Origin of the sequence: Massilibacillus massiliensis, from assembly GCF_900086705.1 — a bacterium.
GTDB classification, from domain to species: Bacteria; Bacillota; Negativicutes; order FLKF01; family FLKF01; genus Massilibacillus; species Massilibacillus massiliensis.
In genome coordinates, this window is the sequence record NZ_LT575483.1 from 2,127,100 (window position 1) to 2,153,836 (window position 26,737).

The 26,737-nt window shown below is 39.0% G+C and carries 26 protein-coding genes and 1 tRNA gene; 24 read left to right on the forward strand and 3 right to left on the reverse strand.

Annotation, left to right across the window (positions count from 1 at the left end; all coding sequences use genetic code 11):
- The first annotated feature begins 337 nt into the window (after positions 1 to 337).
- The 6 genes from BN6559_RS10160 to BN6559_RS10185 all read left to right on the forward strand — a co-directional run bounded on the left by BN6559_RS10160 (position 338) and on the right by BN6559_RS10185 (position 4,660).
- A complete protein-coding gene (locus BN6559_RS10160) occupies positions 338 to 1,045 on the forward strand; it encodes a hypothetical protein (protein ID WP_110954602.1) in 708 nt (235 codons plus the stop codon).
- Between the two features lie 122 nt (positions 1,046 to 1,167).
- Positions 1,168 to 2,529 carry an MFS transporter gene (locus tag BN6559_RS10165; protein ID WP_110954603.1) on the forward strand — a complete coding sequence of 454 codons (1,362 nt, stop codon included), beginning with the start codon at positions 1,168 to 1,170 and terminating at the stop codon, positions 2,527 to 2,529.
- A gap of 151 nt (positions 2,530 to 2,680) precedes the next feature.
- Entirely contained in the window at positions 2,681 to 2,965 is a 285-nt protein-coding gene (gene rpsF / locus BN6559_RS10170; RefSeq protein WP_110954604.1) for a 30S ribosomal protein S6, read from the forward strand.
- A gap of 25 nt (positions 2,966 to 2,990) precedes the next feature.
- Positions 2,991 to 3,401 (forward strand): single-stranded DNA-binding protein, encoded by a 411-nt coding sequence (locus BN6559_RS10175; protein WP_110954605.1) that lies wholly within the window; start codon positions 2,991 to 2,993, stop codon positions 3,399 to 3,401.
- 15 nt (positions 3,402 to 3,416) lie between these two features.
- Positions 3,417 to 3,647 (forward strand): 30S ribosomal protein S18, encoded by a 231-nt coding sequence (gene rpsR / locus BN6559_RS10180; protein ID WP_110954606.1) that lies wholly within the window; start codon positions 3,417 to 3,419, stop codon positions 3,645 to 3,647.
- 338 nt (positions 3,648 to 3,985) lie between these two features.
- Positions 3,986 to 4,660 (forward strand): TMEM165/GDT1 family protein, encoded by a 675-nt coding sequence (locus BN6559_RS10185; RefSeq protein WP_110954607.1) that lies wholly within the window; start codon positions 3,986 to 3,988, stop codon positions 4,658 to 4,660.
- A gap of 280 nt (positions 4,661 to 4,940) precedes the next feature.
- On the opposite strand, the gene BN6559_RS10190 is transcribed toward BN6559_RS10185, so the two are convergent.
- Positions 4,941 to 5,855 carry an AEC family transporter gene (locus BN6559_RS10190; RefSeq protein ID WP_199883918.1) on the reverse strand — a complete coding sequence of 305 codons (915 nt, stop codon included), beginning with the start codon at positions 5,853 to 5,855 and terminating at the stop codon, positions 4,941 to 4,943.
- 501 nt (positions 5,856 to 6,356) lie between these two features.
- Positions 6,357 to 7,157, reverse strand: coding sequence for a DeoR/GlpR family DNA-binding transcription regulator (locus tag BN6559_RS10195; protein ID WP_110954609.1), 801 nt, complete (start codon positions 7,155 to 7,157; stop codon positions 6,357 to 6,359).
- Positions 7,158 to 7,502: 345 nt separating this feature from the next.
- Here BN6559_RS10195 and ulaG point away from each other — a divergent pair, with 345 nt between their 5' ends.
- From ulaG to BN6559_RS10240, 9 genes are all read left to right on the forward strand, one after another.
- Positions 7,503 to 8,567, forward strand: a complete 1,065-nt coding sequence (gene ulaG, locus BN6559_RS10200) for an L-ascorbate 6-phosphate lactonase (RefSeq protein ID WP_110954610.1) — start codon at positions 7,503 to 7,505, stop codon at positions 8,565 to 8,567.
- 138 nt (positions 8,568 to 8,705) lie between these two features.
- Positions 8,706 to 9,140, forward strand: a complete 435-nt coding sequence (locus tag BN6559_RS10205) for a PTS sugar transporter subunit IIA (RefSeq protein WP_110954611.1) — start codon at positions 8,706 to 8,708, stop codon at positions 9,138 to 9,140.
- A gap of 56 nt (positions 9,141 to 9,196) precedes the next feature.
- The gene (locus tag BN6559_RS10210) at positions 9,197 to 10,654 is read left to right on the forward strand and encodes a PTS ascorbate transporter subunit IIC (RefSeq protein WP_110954612.1); all 1,458 of its coding nucleotides are present in this window, start codon (positions 9,197 to 9,199) and stop codon (positions 10,652 to 10,654) included.
- Positions 10,655 to 10,699: 45 nt separating this feature from the next.
- Positions 10,700 to 10,993 carry a PTS sugar transporter subunit IIB gene (locus BN6559_RS10215; RefSeq protein ID WP_199883919.1) on the forward strand — a complete coding sequence of 98 codons (294 nt, stop codon included), beginning with the start codon at positions 10,700 to 10,702 and terminating at the stop codon, positions 10,991 to 10,993.
- A 55-nt stretch (positions 10,994 to 11,048) separates the two neighbouring features.
- Positions 11,049 to 12,077, forward strand: a complete 1,029-nt coding sequence (locus BN6559_RS10220) for a hypothetical protein (protein WP_110954614.1) — start codon at positions 11,049 to 11,051, stop codon at positions 12,075 to 12,077.
- Positions 12,078 to 12,102: 25 nt separating this feature from the next.
- Positions 12,103 to 12,795, forward strand: a complete 693-nt coding sequence (locus BN6559_RS10225) for an L-ribulose-5-phosphate 4-epimerase (protein WP_110954615.1) — start codon at positions 12,103 to 12,105, stop codon at positions 12,793 to 12,795.
- A 97-nt stretch (positions 12,796 to 12,892) separates the two neighbouring features.
- On the forward strand, positions 12,893 to 13,741 hold the full coding sequence (locus BN6559_RS10230) for an L-ribulose-5-phosphate 3-epimerase (protein ID WP_234407828.1): 849 nt from the start codon (positions 12,893 to 12,895) through the stop codon (positions 13,739 to 13,741).
- 84 nt (positions 13,742 to 13,825) lie between these two features.
- Complete coding sequence (gene pfkA, locus BN6559_RS10235; protein ID WP_110954616.1) at positions 13,826 to 14,809, forward strand: 6-phosphofructokinase; 984 nt, start codon at positions 13,826 to 13,828, stop codon at positions 14,807 to 14,809.
- Positions 14,810 to 15,047: 238 nt separating this feature from the next.
- A complete protein-coding gene (locus BN6559_RS10240; protein WP_234407829.1) occupies positions 15,048 to 16,292 on the forward strand; it encodes a multidrug effflux MFS transporter in 1,245 nt (414 codons plus the stop codon).
- A 50-nt stretch (positions 16,293 to 16,342) separates the two neighbouring features.
- Here the strand turns inward: BN6559_RS10240 and BN6559_RS10245 are convergent, their stop codons facing one another.
- Positions 16,343 to 16,816 carry a nucleoside deaminase gene (locus BN6559_RS10245; RefSeq protein WP_110954617.1) on the reverse strand — a complete coding sequence of 158 codons (474 nt, stop codon included), beginning with the start codon at positions 16,814 to 16,816 and terminating at the stop codon, positions 16,343 to 16,345.
- Between the two features lie 123 nt (positions 16,817 to 16,939).
- Here BN6559_RS10245 and BN6559_RS10250 point away from each other — a divergent pair, with 123 nt between their 5' ends.
- The 9 genes from BN6559_RS10250 (at position 16,940) to tnpA (ending at position 26,598) form a co-directional block, all read left to right on the forward strand.
- Positions 16,940 to 17,248 (forward strand): MazG-like family protein, encoded by a 309-nt coding sequence (locus BN6559_RS10250; protein ID WP_110954618.1) that lies wholly within the window; start codon positions 16,940 to 16,942, stop codon positions 17,246 to 17,248.
- A 4-nt stretch (positions 17,249 to 17,252) separates the two neighbouring features.
- Positions 17,253 to 18,209: a YybS family protein gene (locus BN6559_RS10255; protein WP_110954619.1), complete on the forward strand. Its 957-nt coding sequence runs from the start codon at positions 17,253 to 17,255 to the stop codon at positions 18,207 to 18,209.
- Between the two features lie 136 nt (positions 18,210 to 18,345).
- Entirely contained in the window at positions 18,346 to 20,352 is a 2,007-nt protein-coding gene (locus tag BN6559_RS10260) for a DHH family phosphoesterase (RefSeq protein WP_110954620.1), read from the forward strand.
- Positions 20,324 to 20,770, forward strand: coding sequence for a 50S ribosomal protein L9 (gene rplI / locus BN6559_RS10265; RefSeq protein WP_110954621.1), 447 nt, complete (start codon positions 20,324 to 20,326; stop codon positions 20,768 to 20,770). The genes BN6559_RS10260 and rplI overlap by 29 nt, the downstream gene beginning before the upstream one ends.
- A gap of 13 nt (positions 20,771 to 20,783) precedes the next feature.
- On the forward strand, positions 20,784 to 22,706 hold the full coding sequence (gene lonC, locus BN6559_RS10270) for a Lon family ATP-dependent protease (RefSeq protein WP_110954622.1): 1,923 nt from the start codon (positions 20,784 to 20,786) through the stop codon (positions 22,704 to 22,706).
- 18 nt (positions 22,707 to 22,724) lie between these two features.
- Positions 22,725 to 24,056: a replicative DNA helicase gene (gene dnaB / locus BN6559_RS10275; protein WP_110954623.1), complete on the forward strand. Its 1,332-nt coding sequence runs from the start codon at positions 22,725 to 22,727 to the stop codon at positions 24,054 to 24,056.
- Between the two features lie 371 nt (positions 24,057 to 24,427).
- Positions 24,428 to 25,711 carry an adenylosuccinate synthase gene (locus tag BN6559_RS10280; RefSeq protein WP_110954624.1) on the forward strand — a complete coding sequence of 428 codons (1,284 nt, stop codon included), beginning with the start codon at positions 24,428 to 24,430 and terminating at the stop codon, positions 25,709 to 25,711.
- Between the two features lie 103 nt (positions 25,712 to 25,814).
- Positions 25,815 to 25,890 (forward strand) — tRNA-Lys (locus BN6559_RS10285).
- Positions 25,891 to 26,133: 243 nt separating this feature from the next.
- Positions 26,134 to 26,598 carry an IS200/IS605 family transposase gene (gene tnpA / locus BN6559_RS10290; protein WP_110954625.1) on the forward strand — a complete coding sequence of 155 codons (465 nt, stop codon included), beginning with the start codon at positions 26,134 to 26,136 and terminating at the stop codon, positions 26,596 to 26,598.
- The last annotated feature ends 139 nt before the right edge of the window (positions 26,599 to 26,737 follow it).

Sequence of the window (26,737 nt, forward strand, 5' to 3'; positions counted from 1 at the left end):
ATTGAAATTTAGAAGTTTTTACGATTGAAAAGTTGCGCTGCCAACTTAATAAGACTGATGTTAGTCATTCTAACAATATGAAATGATTATCATTATCACATGGATAAGATTATAAAGTCTAGATAATTTTTGGTCAAGGCTTTATAATTTTATTTTTAGAAATTTCTAAAATGAAATAGGAGGTATTTATATTAATGGAGGTAGAATATAAAAGTGCAGTAGGCTTTTACATGGACTGGTCGCGTTGATTGGTGTATGATTACTGCAAGTATTTGCAAAAACTATAAGGGAATAGCATGTGTGCTGTTCTCGATGAAAGAAAATTAGCAGAAATGGGATGTTTTATATTAGTAGAATGAAGTTTAGCGGACGTGTAAATGGGAATAAAAATCGCAATACATTTGGTCATAAGATGGGGTTAGGTTTGATCATATTTGTTGCGATATTTTTAAGTTGGTTGGTGCTGCGCCAAACTCCGAATTTTGCAGAAAACAGTAAAGCAGAAACGGAAGTGTCCGAGCGTCAAGAAAAAAGATTTGAAGAGAAATTAGATGCATCGGCAGATTCGACGCGAGAATCGCGGAATGCGTTTACGATGCGAATTGTTTCCAACCCGCAAGACATGGATTGGACAGGAGATTTTTTATTTTCAAAAATATTGCAATTTTTAGAAAATCCACAAATGAATGTCTTACCATTGTTTGACGAAAAGATCAGTCAATTGGAAGGTGAAGCATATTACGCCGGTGCATATCATTTGAAAGAGAATTTGTTTTGTGAATTGCTTTGGATTTCGAATAATGAACAGCTCTCATTAGGTTTTAAATTATCAGGGCCAACACAAGCAATCAAGCATTTGGAGCGAAGCATAGAAAATAGATTGCAAAAACCTTCTACGGAGGAACAGCAGGATAAGCACAGTAAAAAAGGGTGGTACGATAAAGTATATAATAAAATGAAGTATGACATTGAATATAGTCATGATGAATTGCAGGCTGGACAATCTACATTTATTATGAACATTCATCCGCATGTAAACCATTAAGTTTCAATTTATGGGAATTTTATCAATAGGAGGGTGCGGTGATATAGTGGGAATTGAAACCATATCTTTTGTGGTATGATATGAAGTAGAGACGGATGCGGTTTTTTGTTGGGAGTGATGTTATGTCGGAGTCGAAGCTCATCTTTCTGGCAGTATTGAATACATCTTTTATCGGACCTTTTATGGGAAGTGCAATTAATTTAGCTATTCCAGCGATGGGAGAAACATTTGCGGTGAGTGCCAATGTTCTTAGCTGGGTGGTAACGGCGTATTTGCTTGGGTCTGTTATGGTCATGTTACCAATTGGACGGCTTGCTGATATCATGGGACGAAAAAAAATCTACATGATCGGGGTTGTATTTTTCATTCTTTTCACGTTATTGTCAGGCTTTGCTGAATCTGTGGAATTTTTAATTGTTTGCCGCTGGATCCAAGGGATGGCAACAGCAATGATTTTTAGTACGGGAATGGCAATGATTATATCGGTACATAAACCGGAAGAGCGGGGCAGGGTAATTGGATATTCTGCGGCAGCTACTTATATTGGATTATCTTTGGGGCCGATGCTCGGTGGCATTATGACACATTTTATGGGCTGGCGGAGTATTTTTTTCATTACAGCGATTGTATTAGGCGTGAGCTTATGGCTGATCTTACGTGTCGAGAAGGAATGGTATGGGGCACAAGGGGAAAGATTTGATATTTTAGGAACTTTGTATTATGGTATTGCAAGTCCGGGGATATTGTATGGTTGCTCGACGATTGCTACCAACCACTATGCAAAATACATTTTGATAGGCTGTTTGCTGTTAGGTGGTTTATTTGTAAAAAGACAGATGAAATATGATTCACCGATTTTTGATGTAAAAATGTTTCGTGGCAATACTGTGTTTGCCATGTCAAATTTAGCGGCAATGATTAATTATAGTGCTACGTTTGCAATTGGTTTTATTCTATCGTTATATCTCCAGCTGATTCGTGGTTTTGATGCACCGATGGCGGGGCTCATTTTACTGATTCAACCAATTGTTATGGCGATTTTTTCTCCCAAGGCAGGTGCATTATCTGATAAGATGGAACCACGGATCGTTGCTTCTATTGGGATGGGATTGAATACGATTGGGCTTATTTTTCTTGCGTTTCTTCAGGAGGATACATCACTTGTTTGGATTGGGTTAGATCTTATGTTGATCGGGTTAGGTTTTGCTTTGTTTTCGTCACCGAATAATAATGCAATTATGGGTGCAGTGACACCGAAGTACTATGGTGTGGCAGCGTCTGCTTTGTCTGCTATGCGGCTCAGCGGCCAAGCGGTGAGTATGGCGATTGTAACTTTTATGCTGTCCATTTACGCGATGGACACTTTATCGCCAGACTATCTGATACATATGCTGGATAGCTTTCAGCAGATATTTATTATTTTTGCGTTCTTATGTTTGCTTGGCGTTGCAGCATCTATGGCACGGGGGGACCGGGACAGATAAAATATTTCTATTTTTAGGGAGAAACGCCTTGCATAGCTTGGGCTAAAAGTGATATAATAGTTTGGTCATAAGACAGTTAGGTTTCAAAATTTATTTTGGGCCTTCCCTGCTCCTGTTAGGGAGCCATTAGTCCAGAGAGGGAGGTGATTTCGTGAGAAAGTACGAAGTCATATTCATTGTTAAACCACTTGAAGAAGAAGCAACGAATGCTGTGATTGAAAAATTCGAAAAGCTAATTGCTGATAATGGTGGTAACATTGATAAAGTTGATCGTTGGGGCAAAAAACGTTTAGCGTATGAAATTAAAGACTGCGTTGACGGATACTATTGCTTATTCTACATTACTGCAGAGCCAGCCGTTGTTGCTGAAATTGACCGTGTAATGAAGATTACTGACGATATTGTTAAACACATGATCGTAAAAGAAGAAGAATAATATAAGGCCAGGGGGAAAAGTTACCATGAATAAGGTTATATTAGTTGGGCGTCTTGCACGCGATCCAGAAGTACGTTATACGCAAAGTGGAAAAGCAAATGCTACTTTCAGTCTTGCTGTTAGCCGTTACGCTGGTAACGGGCAGAATACAGCTGATTTTATACCCATCGTAGCATGGGAAAAACTGGCCGAAATTTGTGGCAATAATCTGATCAAAGGCAGTCAAATTTTGGTTGAAGGTCGCATACAAGTTCGTAATTATGAAACGCAAGACGGACAAAAACGGTATGTGACAGAAGTTATTGCACAAAACATTGAGTTTATGGGCAGTAAACAAACGAGACCAGATGATGGCGGAAGTTCGGCGCCTGCAGCGGGCGGCGGTGCGAATTCCTTTGGCAGTGAGGTCTTCCCTGACGAAGAGATACCATTTTAAAGGGAGGTATGTTCGGTGAAACGCGAAAGAGGAAGAAAGCCTAAGAAAAAAGTTTGTAGTTTCTGCGTAGATAAAGTAGAAGCTATCGATTATAAAGATGTTCCAAAATTGCGCCGTTATGTTACTGAACGCGGTAAGATTTTACCACGTCGTATTTCTGGTAACTGTGCAAAACATCAACGTCAAGTAACTGTTGCAATCAAACGTGCACGTAACATTGCATTATTGCCATTTACTGCTGAATAAAATATAAACTCCTAAAGGGGAGTAGCTCATAGAACAGAGTCAACATACTGGCAGCGTAGCTGTCTGGCTCTGTTGTTGGCTTAGCCAATAGCGAGACCTTTAGTATGACGTAAATCGTCGTACTAAAGGTCTCGCTTTTTTTATGGTATAAATAAAAGTGTGTATTTTAAGTGTGTTTTATAAATAGAGACTTCATTCAGTTCGCAGTATAGCTGCTGCTGAATTTTAGTTAAATTTATTCAGCGATGGATTCGTTCTTTGTGCAGCTTTCACTGGCTGGATTCTTAGGGCGAGAGCAGATTCGTAATTGAATAAAAAAAATATTTGGAGGGCAGGATATGATAGCTTTTTTAACTTCTTTAGTTTTCGTTGTATTGGCGGAGATGGGAGATAAGACACAACTTTTAGCAATGGCATTTGCAACACGCTATTGTTGGAAAACTGTAATGTGGGGTGTTTTTGCTGCAACGGTTTTAAATCATTTGCTGGCTGTAGTTGTTGGTAATTATTTGACCAACTTTATTCCAATGCAGCATATTCAGATCATTGCTGCATTGTCGTTTATCGTATTTGGGCTTTGGACAATTCGCGGTGATGAACTTGATGGTGAAGATAAAGCTAGGAAGTATAGTCCGTTTTGGACTGTGGCAATTGCTTTTTTTATTGCCGAAATGGGTGATAAAACGCAGTTTGCAACGGTTGCTTTAGCAGCGCAGTTTCATGCGGTCTTGCCTGTTTGGCTTGGTACGACAATCGGAATGATGATTGCTGATGGAATTGGGATCATTATTGGGATTGTTTTGGGTAAAAAAATACCAGAACGTGTGGTTAAATGGGTAGCAGCGATTGTTTTTATTCTTTTTGGTTTATTTGGTTTGTATGGAGCTGTGCCAAAAGAATTTTTAACGATGCCAGTAATTGTAGGTTGTTTAATTGTCGTGATTGTTTCTATCTATTTAACGAGTCGTTTGGGGCAGAGTAAAGAAGTGGAACCATCAATGGAAAAACATTAAGATGAGTGAAATTTTTTCAACACAATATACTGTGGATAAGTAACTGGTTGAGGAAGTTTTGACACAAAATATACGAAGTTATACACATTTTTCTGTGGTTATGCTGTGCATAACTTCGTATGGTGAAAAATAAGTGAGAGTTAATACCATAAAATTTTAAAAGATGAAAAATGACCGACTTACGTTAAAATTCATTTGCTTGAGCGAAGCAAATGAAAAATTTTCGTGAGTCGGTCATTTTTTACTCGTGTAGTTGAATACCAAAAGTGCATCTGCGCGTTTATAAATTCCAATACGTAAGTAATGAAGTCATGATGATGAGACTGATTGGAATTGCAAAAGAGCTGCATATTCCAGAAAGTTTAACGTCGGCACCGCATCTTTCGGTAAAAATTGTTGTGCTAATTGGAATTGGGGAAAAGGTCGTTAAAATAACAACTTGCTTAATAGCTAAAGAAAAAGAGGTATAGTAATAAATGATAAAGGCGAAAATTGCTGCGGATAAGAGGCGGACACTTAATATTGTAATGACATGGACAAGTTGATATCGCTCTAATTTATATTCGAACAGCATACCAATTAAAAGCATACAGAGGAAGGCATTGGCACTGCCAATATGCGAAGTAATGTAAAAGACAAAATGCGGTAATTGTATACCTGTGATGGTAATAAACAACATGACCATATAGACATCAAAAGGGATAGAGGAAAGCATTTTTTTGATAAAATTTCGTATTTTATTCTGTTCGCCTTTTCCGGCGATTTCTGCAGCCAGTGCATAATTGACACCTGTGCACATGATGGAGTTACCAATATCAAACATACTCGTAACGATAACACCAAAAGGTCCTAAGGAAGTTTGAACAAAAGGAAGGGTGAAACAGCCGATGTTATAGCCAGGCATATTGAGTACATTAAAAGCTTTCACTTCATTATGCTCACGGTGTGACCAAATTAGAGCGAATAAGCAGACGATAACGTTAAAAGATAAGCTGACCAAAATAACATAATATAATGATGCATCCATTTTAAAGTCTGAAAAACCTGAAATCAATGCACAGGGCAGTGTTACCATCATAATAATGTCTGTAATTAATTTGCGTCCTTCGAGTGTTACGAAATTGTATTTTTTTAAATGATATCCAATGATAATCATTGTAATTAGGCTTAAAGCATTTAGTAGTACGTCGTTCATAAAAACCTCGTTTACATATAATTTGCAGTTGATGCAGCGCAATTTACCATGAAATTGGAGATGTTGCATACTTACATGTGAAAAATTTCTTGATGTATATCACTTGAGTATAACGCTTATCCATCATATCTGCAAGCTGTAATGCAAAATAGGAGTACTAAGATTTTATTCATAAAATTCTTAGTGTATCATGAACGCATGGGTGTCCTTTTGTCATCGACACAAAAGGACCAAAAAGTCTAGGCCTCAGTCCTCCAAAATCCTTGAAAAATAGCCGGCTTACTAAAATTCGCAAACTCACTTCGCTCAGACAAACGAATTTCTTCACGTAAGCCGGCTATTTTTCATCCTTCGGAACGTATTTTTCCGGAAAAGGCCGGGTACGAGAAAAATGCCGCATTAAAATGCGGCATCTCATAGAGATCAGATAAATATACGATTTGCACGATAAAAAAGATATTCAATCCCCCTCTATCGATAACCTATTTGTTCATGGTTTGTCTACAGTATTGTTTCTTCGATTGGATCGACTTCAATGATTTCAATACCCTTGCTGCGGAGTCGGGCAAGTTCTTGTTTATCGGCGTCTTTATTTGTAATGATTGTAGATACTTTATCTAAGGATCCGCTCATAAAATTGTGCTGCCGACCAATTTTTGAACTGCCTGCCAAGATAAAACAAGGTCCGATGCAGCGTTTTAACATCATTTCATTGATCGGCGTTTCTTGTAAGACTGATGTTGTGATGCCGCCGCGTACGCTAATGCCGCCAACGCCGATAAAAGTTTTGTTGGCGGTGATTTTATTTAATGTATGCATGGCAAATTCACCAACCATGGATTGTTTTCTTTCGTAAATTTCGCCACCTGTTAATACCAGCTCTACGCGTGGATCTTTTTCTGCGACGATCGCGTTTCCATTGTTGGTAATAACGATGACATGTTTATTTTTTAAATACTTAAGAAGTAGCAATGCAGTTGAACTTGAATTCATAAAGATGGTGTCTCCATCATCAATCAGAGAGGCCGCATATTTGGCAATGGCGTGTTTTTGAGAGATTTTTTTTGGTGATAGGGTATCTGGAGCAGGATCTTCTTTTAGATTGCCCTCTACGAGTTTTGCTCCGCCGTGAAATCTTTTCACGATGTTCTGTTGTTCAAAAATTTGCAAGTCGCGGCGGATCGTCGTTGGTGAAATTTTTAACTTCTCCGCTAATTCGTCAACTTGAACAGTTTGTTTCTCTTTTAAACATTTTAAAATATATTGTTGGCGTTTATAGACAACACCTTTGCTGTTTTTCATAAGAATGTTCATTCCTTTCAAAAGACGTATCATGATTTATTTTGATAATTAAATGCTCATTTTATATAAATAGGCCTTATTTTCGTTTGTTATATTCTTATTATAATGCAAAAGTATAGAAATAAACAAGCAGGATTGCTTAAAAAGAACATATAAAAATGATCGTTTTATGCATATATACAAAAATAACGATCGTAAAATCATGATGGGATAAAAAAAAACTTGTAAAAAAATCGGATAAAGTGTATTATAAAAGCATAAATTATGCTCGTTTAAAACAAACAAGGATAAAATGAGCATAAAAATAATTATAAGCACTAAAATAAACATAACGGAGGCGCATCTATGAGTAAAGTTAAAGAGATTAGCAGAGAATCATGGATTTTAAGCACATTTCCTGAATGGGGTACTTGGCTGAATGAAGAGATAGAGCAAGAAGTTGTAGTCCCTGGAACGTTTGCAATGTGGTGGTTAGGCTGTACTGGTATTTGGATGAAATCTGAAGGTAATGCAAATATTTGCATTGATTTTTGGTGCGGCAGTGGTAAAAGGACAAAGGCAAAACCTAATATGGATCCGCAGCATCAAATGGCTAGAATGTGCGGCGGCAAAAAGCTGCAACCGAATTTAAGAGTAGCGCCATTTGTACTTGATCCGTTTGCGATTCGGCAGATTGATGCAGTTTTGTCTACCCATTATCATAATGATCATATTGATGTAAATGTAGCGGCCGCTGTTATGCAAAACTGCGCGGAAGATGTTCCTTTTATTGGGCCTAAATATTGTGTAGAAAAATGGATGGAATGGGGTGTTCCGGCAGAACGGTGCATTACGGTTAAACCTGGTGATGTAATAAAAATAAAAGATATGGAAATTTTGGCGTTGGAATCTTTTGATCGTACCGCATTGATTACAGCACCACCCGAAGGAGCATTAAAAGGCTGGCTACCGGATGATATGGATGAAAAAGCAGTTAATTACCTTGTCAAAACGCCGGGGGGAAATCTTTATCATAGTGGCGATTCCCACTATTCTAATTACTATGCAAAACATGGCAATGAACATAAGATTGATGTTGCCTTAGGTTCATATGGGGAAAATCCGCGTGGTATAACAGATAAAATGACGGCTTCCGATATTCTGCGGATGGGGGAATCGTTAAACACACAAGTCGTAATTCCGTTCCATCATGATATATGGGCTAACTTTCAGGCAGATCCGGCAGAAATTACGACTTTATATGAAATGAAGAAACATCGTCTGCAATATAAATTTAAACCATTTATTTGGCAAGTTGGCGGAAAATTTGTGTTTCCGGCAGATAAAGATAAGCGTGAGTATCACTATCCAAGAGGATTTGAAGATTGTTTCACAAAAGACATTAATCTTCCATTTACAAGCTTTTTATAAAAATGTTATGCAGGTGGTTTTATTGCATTGCTCAAGGTACGGTTTGCGGCATTTATGTTTTGGCAAATCGTTCCTGCTGAGAGTAAATAGTTTGAAAATTTAAATTATAGTTATGATTGATGAAACGAGGGGAACTAAATGTTTCAAAACTTAATTCAAAAGAAAAGATGTTGTTTTCATAAAGGGTTTAAAAATTGGGAAGATGCTGTAAGAGCCGCTTGCCTGCCTTTACTTATAGATCAAACCATTGAACCGGAGTATCCGGATGCAATTATTGAAAAAGTAAAAGAGCTCGGTCCGTATATTGTCATTGCTCCTAAAATCTGTATTCCACATGCACAAGAAGGCGTGGGTGTAAATGATACGGCAGTTTGTTTTATGAAAACAGAGGAACCAATTCATTTTAGTGATGATCCGGATCATGATGCACAATTGTTTTTCGTATTGGCATCGGTTGATAATGGAGAGCACTTAGAAAATCTTTGCGAGTTGTCCGAATTGTTATCTGATGAAACGGTTGTAGAAAAGTTATTGGCAGCAAAATCCATAGAAGATTTAAAAGAGTTACCGTAATGATGAAAGATTTATTTTGTGTGTTTTAAAATCGCAATTATAGGAGGTATTCACCTATGGAATTTTTGATGAGCATCTGGGAGTTTTTCCAAAATAATGTATTGACAAAACCGCAATTTTTTGTTGGCTTGATTGTATTTATTGGATATTTATTATTGCAAAGACCAATTTATGAAGCTTTGGCTGGATTTATTAAAGCCGTAGTTGGTTATATGATTTTGATGGTAGCATCCGGTGGACTGGTCGGCAATTTCCGTCCAGTACTCGCGGGATTGAAGGATCGTTTTGATTTATCTGCAGCTGTGATTGATCCATATTTTGGACAAGCCGCCGCACAAGCTTCTGTCGAAAGTGTCGGGCGCTCATTTTCTATGATGATGTTAGTTTTATTAATCGCCTTTATGTTTAATTTACTGCTTGTTTTGTTTAGAAAATATACGAAAATTCGAACTTTGTTTATCACCGGACACGTTATGGTACAGCAGTCGTCTACTGCTTTATGGTTAGTCCTCTTTTGTTTTCCACAGCTACAGGATATCGGTGTTGTAGCTATGTTGGGGATTTTGCTTGGTGCGTATTGGTCCGTTGCATCGAATCTCACGGTCGAACCTTGTCAAAAGCTGACGGAAGGCGGCGGATTTGCAACGGGACATCAACAAATGTTTGGCATTTGGTTTGTATCAAAGATTGCTGGAAAAATCGGCGATAAAAAGAAGTCAATTGAAAGTTTAAAACTGCCGGGATTTTTGTCGATCTTCAATGAAAATGTTGTAGCAACTGGTATTTTAATGCTTGTGTTTTTTGGGGCAATTATCACGATTTTAGGCCCGGATTTAATGCATAAAATTGATAAGAGTTTTAGTAAAGAGCAAAATTTTGCGTTTTATATTGTGGAAAAATCCTTTAATTTCGCAGTGTTTTTAACAATCTTGCAATTGGGCGTTAGGATGTTCGTATCGGAATTGACGGAATCTTTTCAGGGTATTTCTAATAAAATTTTACCGGGATCTATGCCAGCGGTGGACTGTGCGGCAACCTATGGATTTGGACATCCAAATGCGATAACGCTTGGTTTCTTGTGCGGTGCACTTGGCCAATTTACCGCCATTATCGGATTGCTCGTTTTCCAAAGTCCTATCCTTATTATCAGCGGATTCGTGCCGTTATTTTTTGATAATGCAACGTTTGCAGTATTTGCGAATCGCTTAGGCGGAATTAAAGCAACTGTCATTATTACTTATTTTTCTGGAATTACACAGGTGCTTGGCGGCGCTTTTGCCGCGTACTTCTTTATGACCGGTAAATTTGGCGGCTGGCATGGAAATTTTGACTGGGATACGGTTTGGCCGCTATTTGGCGTGATTATGAATTATGGCCAATATATTGGTGTTGCTGCAATCGTCATCGTCTTATTGATGATTCCGCAAATTTTGTATCGGCAAAATAAAGAGACCTATTTCTTGATTGCAGAAGACTATGATAAATATCTCGAGGTTAAAGGTGAAAAAGCGTAAAGATTCGTTCTACATATTGATATTGTAAATAAAAATGGGGTGTGCATGATGTTAAAAGTGATTGCTGCATGTGGCAGTGGTATGGGATCAAGTCAGATTATTAAAATGAAGCTAGAAAAAGTATTTAAAAAGCTTGGTATCGACGCTAGTATTTATCATACAAATGTTGGCGACGCAAAATCTCAGGCAGGAAACTATGATGTTGTTGTTTGTTCGGAGTCTCTCCTTGGGACATTTACAAATGCAGCAGCAAAGGGAATTACGGTTATTGGGCTTAAAAATTTATTATCAGAAAAAGAAATCGAGGAAAAAGTTACAGAGCAGATTGTGAATAAATAGAATCGTATATACGTCTGAATGTAATGTTATTGCTGCAAATAGGAGTGGGTTTGTCATGAAAATTGAGAAGAAGTTTTTAACGAAATTGCATCGTTGTTACGCGACAAGCAGTACTGTAATAGATGGCGAAGAAAAAATTTTGCTGGCGACGGAGGGTGAGGGCTCTTGTTATATGTACGCAGGGCCGGAATTTAAACAGTCTACGGTATGGGACGGGCCAGGGGGGACAATGTCGATGGTCGCTGTTCCCGGGAAAAATGGAGATTTTTTAGCCGTGCAAAATTTTTTCCCAACGTTTCAATCGGAGAATGCTACGATTGTCTGGGCAAGCCCAAAAGCCAATGACACATGGGAGATAAAAACTTTATTTAAGCTTCCTTATGTGCATAGATTTGATATCCTAACGGCCAATGGTGTCCATTATTTTATTGGCTGTACACTTTGTACGAGTAAAACCGATAAAGAGGATTGGTCAGATCCGGGGAAAATCTATGTCGGTCTTATTCCAGATGATTTGAATCAGCCCATTACACTTAAGGTGATTCAGGAAGGCCTGACGAAGAATCATGGGTATAGCCGCGTGCAATGGCAAGGAAAGATGGTAGGCATGGTGACTTGTGAGGAAGGTGTTTTTGTCGTTACACCACCGCAGCAAGTCGGTGAAGACTGGAAGGTCGAAATGCTCCTAGATCGCCCTGTCAGTGATATCGCAGTCGTTGATATAGATGGTGATGGTGTGGATGAATTGGTGACGATTGAACCGTTTCATGGCAATCAGTTTTTAATTAACAAAAAGACTGTAGATGGATATCAAGTTGTGTATCAATATCCGGAGGAAATGGAATTTGGCCATGTTGTTTGGGGTGGTTCACTGAGAGGCGTACCAACGATTATCGGAGGCCAAAGAAGGCATGCGAAAGATCTATTTTATATTCAATATAAAGATGGTACGTATGTAAAAACAACGATTGAAACAGAGATAGGCCCTAGTAATGTTGCGGTGATACATGAGCAGGAACGGGATATTATTATTTCTGCAAATCGTGAAATCGGCGAGGCTGTTTTATATTTGGTAACGGATTGATCGTTTAGATGGAGTGTGAGATAGCATGTTAGAAGATTTAAAACAAAAAGTATATGAAGCGAATATGTTGCTGCCTAAATATGGTCTGATCACTTTTACATGGGGAAACGTTTCTGCGATTGATCGTCAAAACGGTCTGTTTGTGATAAAGCCTTCCGGGGTTGAATACGATAAAATGCAGGCGAGTGATATGGTGGTTGTGGATCTTACTGGTAAAGTGATAGAGGGGGATTTGAAACCGTCTTCTGATACACCGACCCATTTAAAGCTCTATCAGGAATTTCAAAATATTGGCGGTATTGTACATACGCATTCGCGTTGGGCAACTGTATTTGCACAGGCGGGCAGGTCTATTCATGCATATGGAACTACACAGGCGGATTATTTTTACGGTGAAATTCCTTGTACAGCAGATATGCCGAAAGAGGCTGTTGAAGGTGCTTATGAATATAATACCGGCAGGATCATCGTAGATACATTTAAAAATATCAATCCGGATTATATGCCGGCGGTATTGGTAAAAAATCATGGACCCTTTGTTTGGGGAGCCGATGCCTTTGAGGCGGTGCATAATGCTGTTGTGCTTGAAGAAGTTGCCATGATGGCCTTTAATACAGAGCGGTTGGGGCAAGGAAGCGTAGAGCATATGCCAAAGGTATTGCTGGATAAACATTTTTTGCGCAAGCACGGTCCGAAAGCATATTACGGACAAAAATAAGGATGAGATCGTTTTGACTTACTCGCTCTTTGTTTCTTTTTCATTAGGAATATAGAGCGGGTAATTTTTTACTAAGTTTTGAGAAAGAGCGTGATCAATGATGAAACAATATATGCTTGGGTTATATGAAAAAGCAATGCCTCCTAATTTATCGTGGAAGGAGAAATTACAGGAGGCAAAAAAGGCAGGGTTTGATTTTTTAGAAATGAGCATCGATGAAACGGATGAGAAGTTGTCCCGTCTAGAAATGCCCAAATCTGAACGACGACGAATTTGCGACTCTATGGATGAAATCGGCATCCCGATCCGGAGCATTTGTTTAAGTGGACATCGCAAATATCCATTAGGCAGCCAAGATGTTAAAATTCGTGAGAGAAGCTTAGAAATTATGGAGAAAGCGATAGATCTTGCTTGTGATTTAGGCGTACGAATTATTCAACTGGCTGGGTATGATGTCTACTACGAGGAATCCTCCAAAGAAACGAGGTTGATGTTTGAGCAAAATCTTGCAAAATGTGCATGTATGGCGGCTAAAAAAGGCGTGCTGCTAGGTTTTGAAACAATGGAAACAGAGTTTATGAACACAGTGGAGAAAGCAATTGCTTATGTTGGAAAAATAAATTCGCCATATCTTCAAATCTATCCAGATGCCGGAAATCTTACAAATGCCGCTGTCTTATATGAAAAAAATGTAGTTGCTGATATGAAAGGCGGCGCAGGACATATTGTTGCTTGCCATTTAAAGGAAACTGTCCCGGGGAAATTCAGAGAAATTCCGTTTGGAACAGGACATGTAAATTTTAAAACAGTGATTGATACGACTTGGAAACTCGGGGTGAGAATTTATGTAGCGGAGTTTTGGTATACAGGCAGTACAAGCTGGCAGGATGATTTGAAACATGCAAATCAGTTTATCTCGGTAAATTTTACTGATAAAAATTCTTAAATAAGGATTGCATACAAGGTAAAAATGTAGTATTTATATAGAGAGAAGGACAAAGTAATGTAGATTAAATTTTTTACTAAAAGGATGAGTGATTTGAGTAAAGTTAAAAAAATTGGGGTCCTAACAAGTGGCGGAGATTCGCCGGGAATGAATGCAGTTGTTCGAGCTGTCGTAAGAAGCGCAAATGAATTTGGTTTAGAAGTTATAGGAATTCGGCGTGGTTATAATGGATTGATGAATGGTGATTTTGTCGAATTGGACAATCGTTCTGTTGGCGATATTATACAACGTGGCGGTACGATGCTTTATACTGCACGATGCTTGGAATTTATAGAACTCGCGGGTCAAAAACAAGGGTATGAGACCGCAAAAAAGGTTGGCATTGATGGAATCGTTGTAGTTGGCGGGGATGGTTCTTTCCGCGGCGCTGCTGCGTTAAGTAAATTAGGCATTCCTACAGTGGGAATTCCGGGGACGATTGATAATGATATTGCTTGTACGGATTACTCCATCGGGTTTGATACTGCTTGCAATATTGCAATGGAAGCGGTGGACAGGCTTAGAGACACTACGCAGAGTCATGAAAAGTGCAGTATCGTAGAAGTTATGGGACGGCATGCTGGGCATTTGGCACTGAATGTTGGCGTTGCAACAGGTGCAACTACGGTCTTGATTCCCGAGAAGGAATACGATATAAAGAAAGATGTTTCTGATAAAATTTTGGCTGCGCAAAAATCAGGAAAAACACATCACATTATTATCGTTGCTGAAGGTTGTAAAGATTCAGTTGCAGAAATTGCGAAGCAAATTGAGGCCGATACTGGAATCTGCTCGCGTTTGACTGTGCTTGGACATATCCAGCGTGGCGGAGCGCCGACTGTATTTGACCGTGTAAATGCAACGAAGATGGGCTATCATGCGGTTGAATTGTTAAAAGAAGGGATCGGTAATCGATTGGTGTCAATTAAAGATGATCACGTTGTAGATTTTTCAATCGAAGAAGGTTTGGCAATGAAAAAGACAATCGATGAAAAATTGTACAATGTTTGTCGTATTGTGTCCAAATAATAACTTAAAAAATACCGACTTGTGTAAAAAATCTGTTTGTGTGAACACAACGAGCAGATTTTAGCAAGTCGGTATTTTTTACATTTTTCTGAGTGGAGTTTCTTAGGTTTTACTGGGAAAATTAGACGATCTATTTTGAATATGGCCTCGTGCTGCGTCTAATAAATTTGACATTTGATAGAATTTCCCTTACGATAGGTATATTTTATGAAATGATGGTGATGGAGGTTTTATTTTTATGGAAGAAGCAAATTCTATAGAGCGGAAAAAAGCAATGAATCAAAGTGAGTTTGCTAATTCATTTACAAGGTGGCTGCCAGTCATTCTCGGGGGTTTGGTCGCGGTGGGACCGCTCTCAATTGATATGTATTTACCTGCATTGCCGAATTTAGCCGGTGAATTTATGACGACAACGTCTTTGGTGCAAATGAGCTTAACTGCATGCCTTATTGGGATGGCATTCGGGCAGATGTTTGTTGGCCCGATTAGTGACATTCGCGGCAGAAGAAAGCCTTTGTTGATCGGTTTAGCAGTTTTTGCTTTTGCATCGATTGCCTGTGCATTTTCGACTTCGATATGGGTTTTTCTTGTTTTGCGTTTATTGCAGGGGTTGGCTGGAGCGGCCGGAATTGTCATTGCACGAGCGATTGCGCGTGATCTATATGCAGGGTATGAATTGACTAAATTTTTCTCAATGCTTATGCTAGTCAATGGCTTTGCCCCAATTGCTGCACCTGTATTGGGTGGTCAGATTCTTGCATTTTCTTCTTGGCGAAGTGTTTTTATCGTATTAGCAGGCATTGCCGTGGTATTGATTCTTTTTGTATTCTTCTTTGTCAAAGAGAGCTTATTGAAAGAAAATCGTTTGAATGGCGGGATGAAAAGTACGGTTGTTGCTGTGCGGTCTTTATGTAGTCAGCGTTATTTTATGGGACATTGTTTGATGCAAGGCTTTGCTTTTTCTGGATTGTTTGCGTATATTTCTGGATCTCCTTTTGTTTTGCAAAATATTTATGCGGTGTCTCCGCAAATGTTTAGTTTGATTTTTGCAGTGAATGGGCTGGGACTCATTATTGCTGGTCAGCTTACGGGGTTTTTATCTGGACGCGTTTCAGATTATAAACTGCTGAAATTTGGACTTTTTCTCGCGATGATAAGTAGCTGTATTCTCATGCTAAGTATCGTGCTGCATGGCAATCTTTTGATGTTATTGATACCGTTATTTTTTACTGTATCGAGTTTGCCAATTGTGGCTTCCAGCAGTTTTTCATTAGCGATGCAGGCGCAGGGGAAAATGGCAGGGAGCGCGGCGGCTTTAATTGGCTTTTTTTCTAATATATCCGGTGGTTTTATGGCACCATTGGTTGGTATAGCGGGAAGTTTTACCGCATTGCCGATGGGGATCGTAATCATGCTGAGCGAGTTGTTTGCAGGACTATGTTTTTGGCTTATGATTGGCTCAGAACATAAAATAGAAAACTAAGATAGATGAAAAAACGCCAGAAATCAAAGTATATCTGGCGTTTATTTATGTTAATAAATTGTTTTATCAATTTTTTGTTTAAACTTTTCAAATGTTTGAATCGTAAATGAACGGCCAAGTGGTAATAATTTGAGAACGTTTTCATTGCTGCATTTATGTTCGATAAAATGGTAGATAAAATCGTCTCTAAACCCTATGTCGGCAGCGTCCTTCGCGGTGTTTCCATAATAAATGGTTTTTATGTTTGCCCAAATGGCTGCACTCAAACACATGGGACAAGGGTAGCAAGATGTATATAATACACAGTCAGTTAAATCATATGTTTTTAAGTTTTGACAAGCTTGTCGAATTGCTTGTACTTCAGCATGACAGGTCGGGTCGTTATTTTTCAATACTTCATTATGCCCTTTGCTTACGATGGTTCCGTTTTTTACAATGACTGCACCAAATGGCCCACCGTTATTTTCAGCTAAATTGTGCTGGGATTCTAAGGCGGCTATTTTCATAAAATCTTCATGCTTCATTGGTATCACCTCAATTTTATTTATACAGTATACTACATTTTATCATAAAGAAATGAAAGAAAAGCAGGAAGAATGGTAATCTGGTTAGAATATTATCTCAGATGGGTGTAAGGGGGAGTTATTTTGTTTTCCCAAGAATCAGATATTGTCAAGACAATGCGTTTAATAGAAGGTTTAAAGGCAGATTTGATCAGCACGATAGGTGTGCTTTATAAAGCTATGGCAGAAAATAGTGAATTGGCAATAAAAGAAGCTTTGGCAAAGCTGATTATCTATAGCTATATATTAGGAAAGCGCCTAGGAATCAGTTTTGTGGACATGGATCAAACTGTGGAGCATAAATTAGAAGATTATAGTAAAAATAATGATGCACTGGAAAATCGTTTTGGCGATTTTTCGAAGTTAAAGCGCTTTTTAGAACAGAAGAGGTGAAAGAATGGAAAATAGAAGAGTGAAACCGATGGTAGAAGGGGGAATTTTGGCTGCGATTGCTGTCGCTATGTCGCTGATTAGCCTGTATATTCCGATCATTGGTTCATTGGTGGCATTTATATTGCCGTTGCCGATTGTCGTGCTCGTTGTACGACATGGTGCGCGTTGGGGAATAATGTCTACCCTCATTGCCGGGGTCTTGATTGCTATGTTAATTAGTCCCTTACAGGCAATTAGTATTGTAGTTGTTTGCGGTTTCATTGGTGTCGTGTTAGGATATACATATCGCAAGGGATATGGTGCGGTACGGTGTTTGGCAATCAGTTCGGCATCTGCAATCGTTTCAATATTAGTTGTAATGGCAGTGAGCTTGTTGTTGATTCAGGTAAATCCGATGGATATTCAAATGGATGTCATGAATCAGGCTTTTGATGAATCTTTGGAAGTATATCGCAGTTCGGGTATGAGCGAAGCAGAGATTGCTGCAGCTGCGGAGAAATTTAAGAATGGCTTGGAAACGGTAAAGCAGCTTGTACCGGTTACGATTATTTTGGCCGGCTTATTTGAGACTTATATTAACTTTATTGTGTCAGGTATAGTTTTACGACGAATCGGCAATAAAAATATCCCACAATTGCCACCGTTTAAAGAATGGAAATTACCTGTGGTCTTAGTCTATATCTATGCTTTTTCTTTAATTGGAATGTATTGGGGCGCTAGTCGCGAGATCGAGTTGTTGACCAATGCTTCGATGAATTTTAATATGTTTGCCAGTATTTTAGCTTTTATTCAGGGACTTGCAATTTTGTTTTATGCAGCGGATCGGTACAATTTGTCGAAATTTATTCGTGGTATTATACTGATTTTAACTTTAACAAGTGGAATGTTTCATATCGTAGCTTTGATCGGCTTATTTGATATCATCTTTGATTATCGTAAACGTTTTGCGATAAGAAAGTAATTTTAGCGTATGTGAGGCTGGTGCTAGATGCAATAAAAATGCATCTGGATTTCAGCTGAATTTATCTAGTATGTCGTAAAATTTTTTAAGGAAAGTGAAATGACGACTAGATAAACTAAGAAATGGGGGTTTTTGTATGCCTCGTAATTCGTCTAATTGGCTGGATATTCGTATTCACTTAATTGTGGTAATTGGGCTATTATTGGTGATTATGCTTTATAATCAATATGTTGCTTTAATTGGATTGATTTTGGTAGCTTCGCTGTTTGTTTATGGTCAAGAAAGATGCAATGATCAACAGAAGGCGTTGGAGCAGTATTACCATAATATCGTAAAAAATTTAAATGAATTATCTAATTATGCAATTGATCAAATGCCGGTTGCCATTCTTATTCTTGGTATGGATGGTCGTGTGAAATGGGTAAATAAGGAGTTTGATCGCTGGTTTCCGGAAGAGTCTTTAATTGGGACGGCAATTAAAGAGTTTTGGGAAAGTTTTATTTTTGAACCTATTTGGGGCAAAGATGGTGTATATGTTTTTCAATCTGAAGATAAGTTTTATCAGGTCAAGCATCGACCGATTTTGAATGTAGACGATTCCAATGGTTTGATGGTTTTTTATGTTACGAATGTAACTGAAGTTGAAAACATCAAAATCGAGAAAAAAATGAGTGAACCGGCCTTTTGTTATGTGCAAATTGATAATTATGATGAAGTATTACAAGGGCTAAGTGAAGCGCAGCGGACGATATTATTGGTTGAAATTAATAAATGCTTGAATGAGTGGATTACTGAAATTGGAGCATTTATTAAGAGAATATCGGATGATATGTACATCGTAATTATGGATCGGCGATCTTTGGATAAAACGTTACATGATAAGTTTGATGTCCTGGATAAAGTTCGTTCAATTCATGGAGCTAATAAATTCCCGGTAACACTCAGTATCGGCGTTGCAGTTGGTGATGGACTAAGTTTAATTGCACTTGGTGAGATTGCTAAGGGTGGATTGGATTTGGCATTGGGGCGCGGCGGAGATCAGGTTGCTGCACAAATTGACGGCAAGACGCAGTTTTATGGTGGTAAGTCCAAAGCAGTAGAAAAGCATACACGGGTGAAAGCGCGCGTAGTCGCGCATGCTTTATATGAGATTATTGAGAATTCCGATATGATTTTTGTTATGGGTCATCATAATGAAGATTTTGATAGTTTGGGTGCTTCTATGGGCGTGGCGAAAATGGCGCGTCATCTTGGAAAAGAAGTGCATATTATTTTAAGCGAAATGAATGAAGGCATTGATAAATTTACGGATCTGATTAAAGATGATGCGGCGTATACAGATTCTTTTATCAGTGCAAGTGAGACGACGAGCATTATACCGGTGAATGCAACTTTATTTGTGGTGGATACGCATATTCCAAATATGACGGCTGCACCAGGGTTGTTGGATCGTGTAGACAATGTGATTGTAATTGATCATCATCGTCGATCAGAAAACTTTATTCATAGTCCGTTGCTGGTCTATATAGAACCTTCGTCTTCTTCGACAAGTGAGCTTGTGACAGAGCTTTTGATGTACTTTGGAGACGATATGAGTTTAACGAAAATGGATGCGACTGCACTTTATGCAGGCATTGTTGTTGATACGAAAAATTTTGCAGTACAGACGGGAGTAAGGACGTTCGATGCTGCTGCTTATCTTAGACGTTCTGGGGCAGATCCTGCAATGGTAAGACATCTATTCAGGACGGATTATGAAAGCACACGGGCGAAAGCCAGAGCCTTAAGTCGGGCAGAATTTTTGAAGGGCGGGCTGATCGTGACCAGCTGTCCGGAAAATACGCCAAATGCACAAGTGACTGCAGCTCAAATAGCTGATTCTATGCTGCGGATTGAAGATGTAAGGATGAGTTTGGTATTATTTCCGTTTGAAGATGGTGTTGGGATCAGTGCACGTTCCACTGGTGAAATTAATGTACAGGTTATTATGGAACAATTTGGCGGCGGGGGACATCAAAATGTTGCCGGCGCACAAGTAAAAGATATTAGTTTAGAAGATTTAAAACGCAAAGTGGTTGAACTGAGCGTGAACTATATTGAGGAGAGTGACAAACATGAAAGTGATTTTGCAGCAAGAGGTTAAAAAAGTTGGTAAAAAAGGTGATATTTTAGAAGTTTCAGAAGGCTATGCAAGAAACTTTCTTTTACCAAAAGGCTATGCGGTTGAGGCTACAGCAACTAATTTAAATGCTGTAAATCAGCAAAAGCGTTCTGAAGAACGTAAGAAGCAGCAAGCCGTGGATGAAGCGAATTTAATGGCAGCGCAGCTTAGCAAGATTGAAGTAACAATTCCCGTAAAAATCGGTGAAGGCGGGAAACTTTTTGGTTCGGTAACGGGTAAAGATATCGCGGAAGCGTTGAAAAAAGATCATAATATCGATATAGATAAACGTAAAATTGAAGTGAAAGAAGGCATAAAAGGGATTGGTGATTACGAAGCCGTAATCAAAGTGCATCCTGAAATTACAAGTAAGATTAAGGTACACATAATCGCGGGCTAGAAAGAGGCAGGGCATGAAAAAGTTTTTTAAAAGACTGATTGGCAATGGTCAGGAAGAAGTGAATTTGGAAAGCGAAGATTTGATTAATCGACAAGTGACGGCTTTGTATGGTTTGCTGGCGGATGTTATCGGTTCAGAAAAACTGGTATTAAAGGCAGGCAAATTGGATGCATTGGAACAGATGCGTTCAAAGAATGTTGCTGAAAGAGTGTTGGCGCTACAAAAGATCGTTTTTGAAAACCCAACCTTTGATAAGCTGCCAACGACAGAAGAAATCCCAATGTTGTTAGACGAATTGGAAGAAGAGATTGCCGATTCAATGGCAAGACGGACCGTTGAGGATAAGATTGAGAAGAAAGTCGTCGAAAAGATGGAAGAACGACATCAAGAATATATGCAGGAAATTCGCACACAGGTTCTAAAAGAAGAGAATAGTGTGGAAACTGCGCAAACGTTAAAACGTTTCGCTGAATTAGAGAAATTGGAAAGTACGAAATTAACGAAATCTGTGATGGAGTTGCTGCGTCCGGCTACACTTGCGGAAGTTGTCGGACAGGAGCGGGCGGTGCAGTCACTAAGAGCTAAACTTAGTTCGCCATACCCGCAGCATCTGATTCTTTATGGACCGCCGGGTGTCGGAAAAACGACAGTTGCGCGGTTGGTATTGGAGGAGGCACGGAAGGCGAAGTTTACGCCTTTTGCAGAAGATGCGCCATTTGTAGAATCTGATGGAACAACCCTGCGGTGGGATCCCCATGATATGACAAATCCGTTGCTTGGTTCTGTTCATGATCCGATTTACCAAGGGGCAAGACGCGATCTTGCGGAAAGTGGTGTGCCTGAACCGAAACCAGGCTTGGTAACAGATGCGCATGGCGGTATTTTGTTCATTGATGAAATTGGCGAGATGGATCCGATGCTGCAGAATAAGCTGCTGAAGATTCTGGAAGATAAACGTGCTTTTTTTGATTCTGCTTATTATGATCCGGCGGATGAATCTGTGCCTAAATACATTAGAAAACTGTTTGAAGAAGGGGCACCTGCCGACTTTGTTCTGATTGGTGCGACGACGCGTGAAGCTGGCTATATCAATCCGGCACTTCGTTCACGGTGTGCAGAAATTTACTTTGAGCCACTTACACCACAGCATATTGAAAAAATTGTGTATGTTGCTGCCGAGAAGCTTAAAGTTATATTAGAAGATGATGTAGCACGTTTGATCAGCGAATATACGATTGAAGGCCGTAAGGCAATTAATATTTTAGCGGATGCATATAGTCTGGCATTGCAAAGAAACAATGATGTTGAAGAAATAGACCAAATTGTGATAGAGAAAGAAGATATTTATAAAGTCGTGCAAGTAAGTAGACTTTCTCCATTTGTAACCCAAAAAGCTTCCGAAAAAGGTGAAATCGGTAAAGTTTTTGGACTTGGTGTCGCGGGGTACATTGGTTCTGTTATAGAAATTGAAGCCGTGGTATTCCCAGCCAACGAGAAGGGCAAGGGAACGATCCGTTTTAATCAAACTGCAGGAAATATGGCAAAAGATTCGGTTTTTAATGCCGCTGCAGTGGTACGGAAAATTACCGGCGAAGATTTGAGTAATTATGATGCACATGTCAATGTAATTGGCGGGGGCAATATTGATGGCCCGTCAGCGGGAACGGCAATTTTAACAGCGCTTATTTCAGCAATAACAAAACGAAAAATTCGTCAAAATGTCGCTGTTACAGGTGAAATTTCGATTCAAGGTAAAGTCAGACCAGTCGGTGGCGTTTTTGAAAAAGCGTATGGAGCAAAGCAAGCGGGGATTACGACGCTTGTCATTCCAAAAGAAAATGCTAAGGATATTCCGGCAGGGCATCTTGGGCTTGATATTCATAGTGTAGAAACAGCAGAGGAAGCGTTTAAGGTACTGTTTATAGAGGAGAACTAGCTGAGAGGGGATGTAAGAATGATCGATAGGGTACCGCCGCAGAATATTGAGGCGGAACAAGCAGTTCTTGGCGCGATGTTAATTGAAAAAGAAGCAATTTCTAAAGTAGCGGAGTTTTTAAAGGGCAGTGATTTCTATCGGGAAGCACATACGATTATTTTCGATACGATGTTGGATTTGTTTAATAAAAATGAAGCTGTTGATTTAGTTACAGTAACGGAATCGCTTAGAAAAAATGATAAATTAGAAACGGTCGGCGGGATTGCCTATATTACTTCACTTGCCAATAGTGTTCCAACGGCGGCCAATATTTTGTACCATGGTAAAATTATCGAGGAAAAATCTTTACTCAGAGGTTTGATCAACTCGGCGACAACGATTGCTGGTATGGGATATGAAGATGCCGAAGATGTGGAAGCAATTATTGACAAAGCGGAAAAAATGATACTGGAAGTATCGGAGCGTAAAATTGGCGGAGATTTTACCCCGATTAAAAGTATTATTTTTGATGCGTTTGGAAAGATCGAACAACTTTATGCGTCGAAGGGCGGGATTACTGGTCTTGCATCAGGATTTAAAGATTTTGACAAACTGACATCTGGTTTGCAGCCTTCGGATTTAATTCTTGTAGCTGCACGTCCGAGTATGGGAAAGACAGCCTTTACGTTAAATATTGCATCTCATGTTGCGATTCGCGAAAAAAAAGCGGTTGCTTTTTTTTCGCTGGAAATGTCGAAGGAACAGCTGGTACAACGTATGCTTTGTTCGGAGGCAACGATTGATTCACAAAGATTGCGGATTGGGGAACTTGAGGATCGTGATTGGGGTAAATTGATTAGTGCGGCTGATCGACTTGCGTCAGCACCGATTTTTATTGATGATACGGCAGGTATTACGGTAATGGAGATGCGTTCAAAAGCGCGTCGGTTAAAAATTGAACATGATTTACAGCTTATCATCATTGACTATTTGCAATTGATGCAAGGCAGCGGCAGTAAAGGCGGGGATAACCGCCAACAAGAAATTTCTGAGATTTCTCGTTCTTTAAAAGCTTTGGCGCGTGAATTGAATGTGCCGGTGATTGCACTTTCCCAGCTGAGTCGTAGCGTGGAATCACGGCAAGTGAAGAAACCAATGCTGAGTGATTTGCGTGAATCTGGGTCACTGGAGCAAGATGCTGATATCGTTGCGTTTCTTTATCGTGAGGATTATTATAATCCAGATACAGAAAATAAAAATATTACAGAAGTTATCATTGCAAAACATCGGAATGGGCCGGTGGATACAGTGCAATTATTTTTCCATAAACAATTTACGAAATTCTGTGATTTATCGAGATTGCAGGAATAAGTTTGTATGCAAAAAGGGTATGAAGTGTTCTTATGGCGGATTTAAGTTCTATAGGAATAAATTCATCCCTTTTTTATTGTGAGAATCGCATGATTTATAATTAGCATTTGACACCTATTGTATTTCAATGCTATGATAAGCGAGGAATATAAGAATACAGTTTTACGAAAACTCAAAAAGAGGCATGATATGTATGTCAATTTGAGTTGTTTTTGTCGTTTTGACAATGTGATAAAGCGAAAAAATCGAGGCTTGCTTCAACTGATTTTGCTAGCTGCAATTATGTAGACGCGATCATAGCTTGTTTCGATCTATCATAAATTAGCTTGCGTAAAAATTTACGTTTTGCTTAACTGAGAGGTGGATGTTTAATGTCAGCAGTTGTTGTAATGGGTACTCAATGGGGAGACGAGGGTAAAGGTAAAATCGTTGACTATTTGGCAGAGAGAGCAGATACAGTCGTTCGTTATCAAGGAGGCAGCAATGCCGGTCATACAGTTGTAGTAAATGGAAAAGAGTTCAAATTACGTTTATTACCTTCTGGAATTTTATATAAAGGGAAAAAATGCGTTGTTGCCAATGGTGTTGTTGTTGATCCGGAAGTATTGCTGCAAGAAATGGATGGGATGAAGGAAAAGGGAATTGATGTAGATGGCATCAGACTTTCTAACCGTGCCCATGTAATTATGCCATACCATAAGTTGATTGATGAGCTGTTTGAAGAAGCACGCGGCGATCAGAAAATCGGTACAACAAAACGTGGGATTGGTCCATGTTATATTGATAAAGATGATCGTATTGGTATCCGTGTTTGCGATTTGATGGATGAAGAAGAATTCAGCGTTAAATTAGAAGCAAATCTTAAACTGAAAAATAAACTACTCAAAGCGGTTTACAGCCATGAAGGCTTTGATTTTGAAACCGTTAAAAAAGAATATCTTGGTTATGCGGATCGTTTACGTAAACATGTTGTGGATACTTCTGCATTATTAAATGAGGAAATTAAAACAGGCAAAAAAGTATTATTCGAAGGTGCGCAGGCAACAATGCTTGATCTTGATCATGGTACATATCCATATGTTACGTCTTCTCATCCAATTGCTGGTGGCGTATGTGTGGGTGCTGGTGTTGGTCCAAATAAAATCAGCACAGTTGTAGGCGTCGTCAAAGCATATTGTACGCGTGTTGGCGAAGGCCCGTTCCCAACAGAGCAATTAAATGAAATTGGTGATATGATTCGCAATTGTGGGCATGAATTTGGGACAGTGACTGGGCGTCCACGCCGTTGCGGCTGGTTGGATGCTTGTGTTGTTCGTTATGCGGGCTATTTAAGTGGCATTGACTATATGGCAATTACGCGACTCGATATTTTAGATACATTTAAAGAAATTAAAATGTGCGTTGGCTATAAATATAAAGGTGCGCTTATCAATGAAATGCCAGCAAGCCTGAAGGTATATGCTGAAGTTGAACCGGTATATGAAACTTTTGCAGGTTGGAATACTGACATTAGCGGAGTTCGTTCTTATGATGAATTGCCTGTGAATGCACGTAAATATTTAGAGCGTATGGCAGAAGTTACAGGAATTCAATTGGGCATTGTTTCTGTAGGCCCTGGACGTGAACAAACCATTGTTTTAAAAGAAATTTTTTAAATAAGAAGTCTGCTATCTTAGATAGCAGACTTCTTCATAATAGAAAAGCATTGACAATGACATGATTGTACAGTATAATATCTCATTGTGAGTACATCGTAATGATCCACTAGCTCAGTCGGTAGAGCACCTGACTTTTAATCAGGGTGTCCCGCGTTCGAGTCGCGGGTGGATCACCATAGTAAATGATACCTTCTAAACTTTGTTTAGAAGGTTTTTTGTTACACATTGTTGATGCTTTTATCAAAATACCTCCTGCCGAATCATTCGGTAGGAGGTATTTTCAGTGGCGCCGAAAAGGCATGATAAATCCCCCAGTTCAACTGGGGGTAAAGAAAAAAACTTAAAGAGAAGTAAAGAACCTCCCATGTTAAAATTTAAGTGGCCTGACAACCACAAAAAAACATAGGAGGTTCCTGTCAATGAATGACGTACAAAGTTTATCACATAGTAAATGGAGATGCAAATATCATATAGTTTTTTCGCCTAAATATCGAAGACAGGTTATTTACAGAAAGATTAAGTCAGATATAGGAAAAATACTTAGAGAATTATGTACACGTAAAAAAGTTGAAATAATAGAGGCAGAATGTTGTCCGGATCATATTCATATGTTGGTAACTATTCCGCCACATTTAAGTATCGCAAGTTTTATGGGATATTTAAAAAGCAAGAGTAGTTTGATGATATTTGATAGGCATGCAAATTTAAAATATAAGTATGGAAATAGACATTTTTGGTGTAGAGGATATTATGTGGATACGGTAGGAAAATATGAAAATGCAATAAAGGAATATATTAAAAATCAGTTACAAGAAGATATAGCCAATGATCAATTAAGTTTGAAGGAATTTGAAGACCCGTTTACGGGTAGCAAGAATAAATAAGGCATAAAAAAGCCCCCGAGGAGGGGGCAGCCAGTGGTGATAATGTGGTTGTCAGAGCATATCAATGCATCTTTTAAGGTGCTACCACAAGTAATTGACTCTTGTAGGGTCGGAGCAGACCACCAGTTTAACTGGTGGT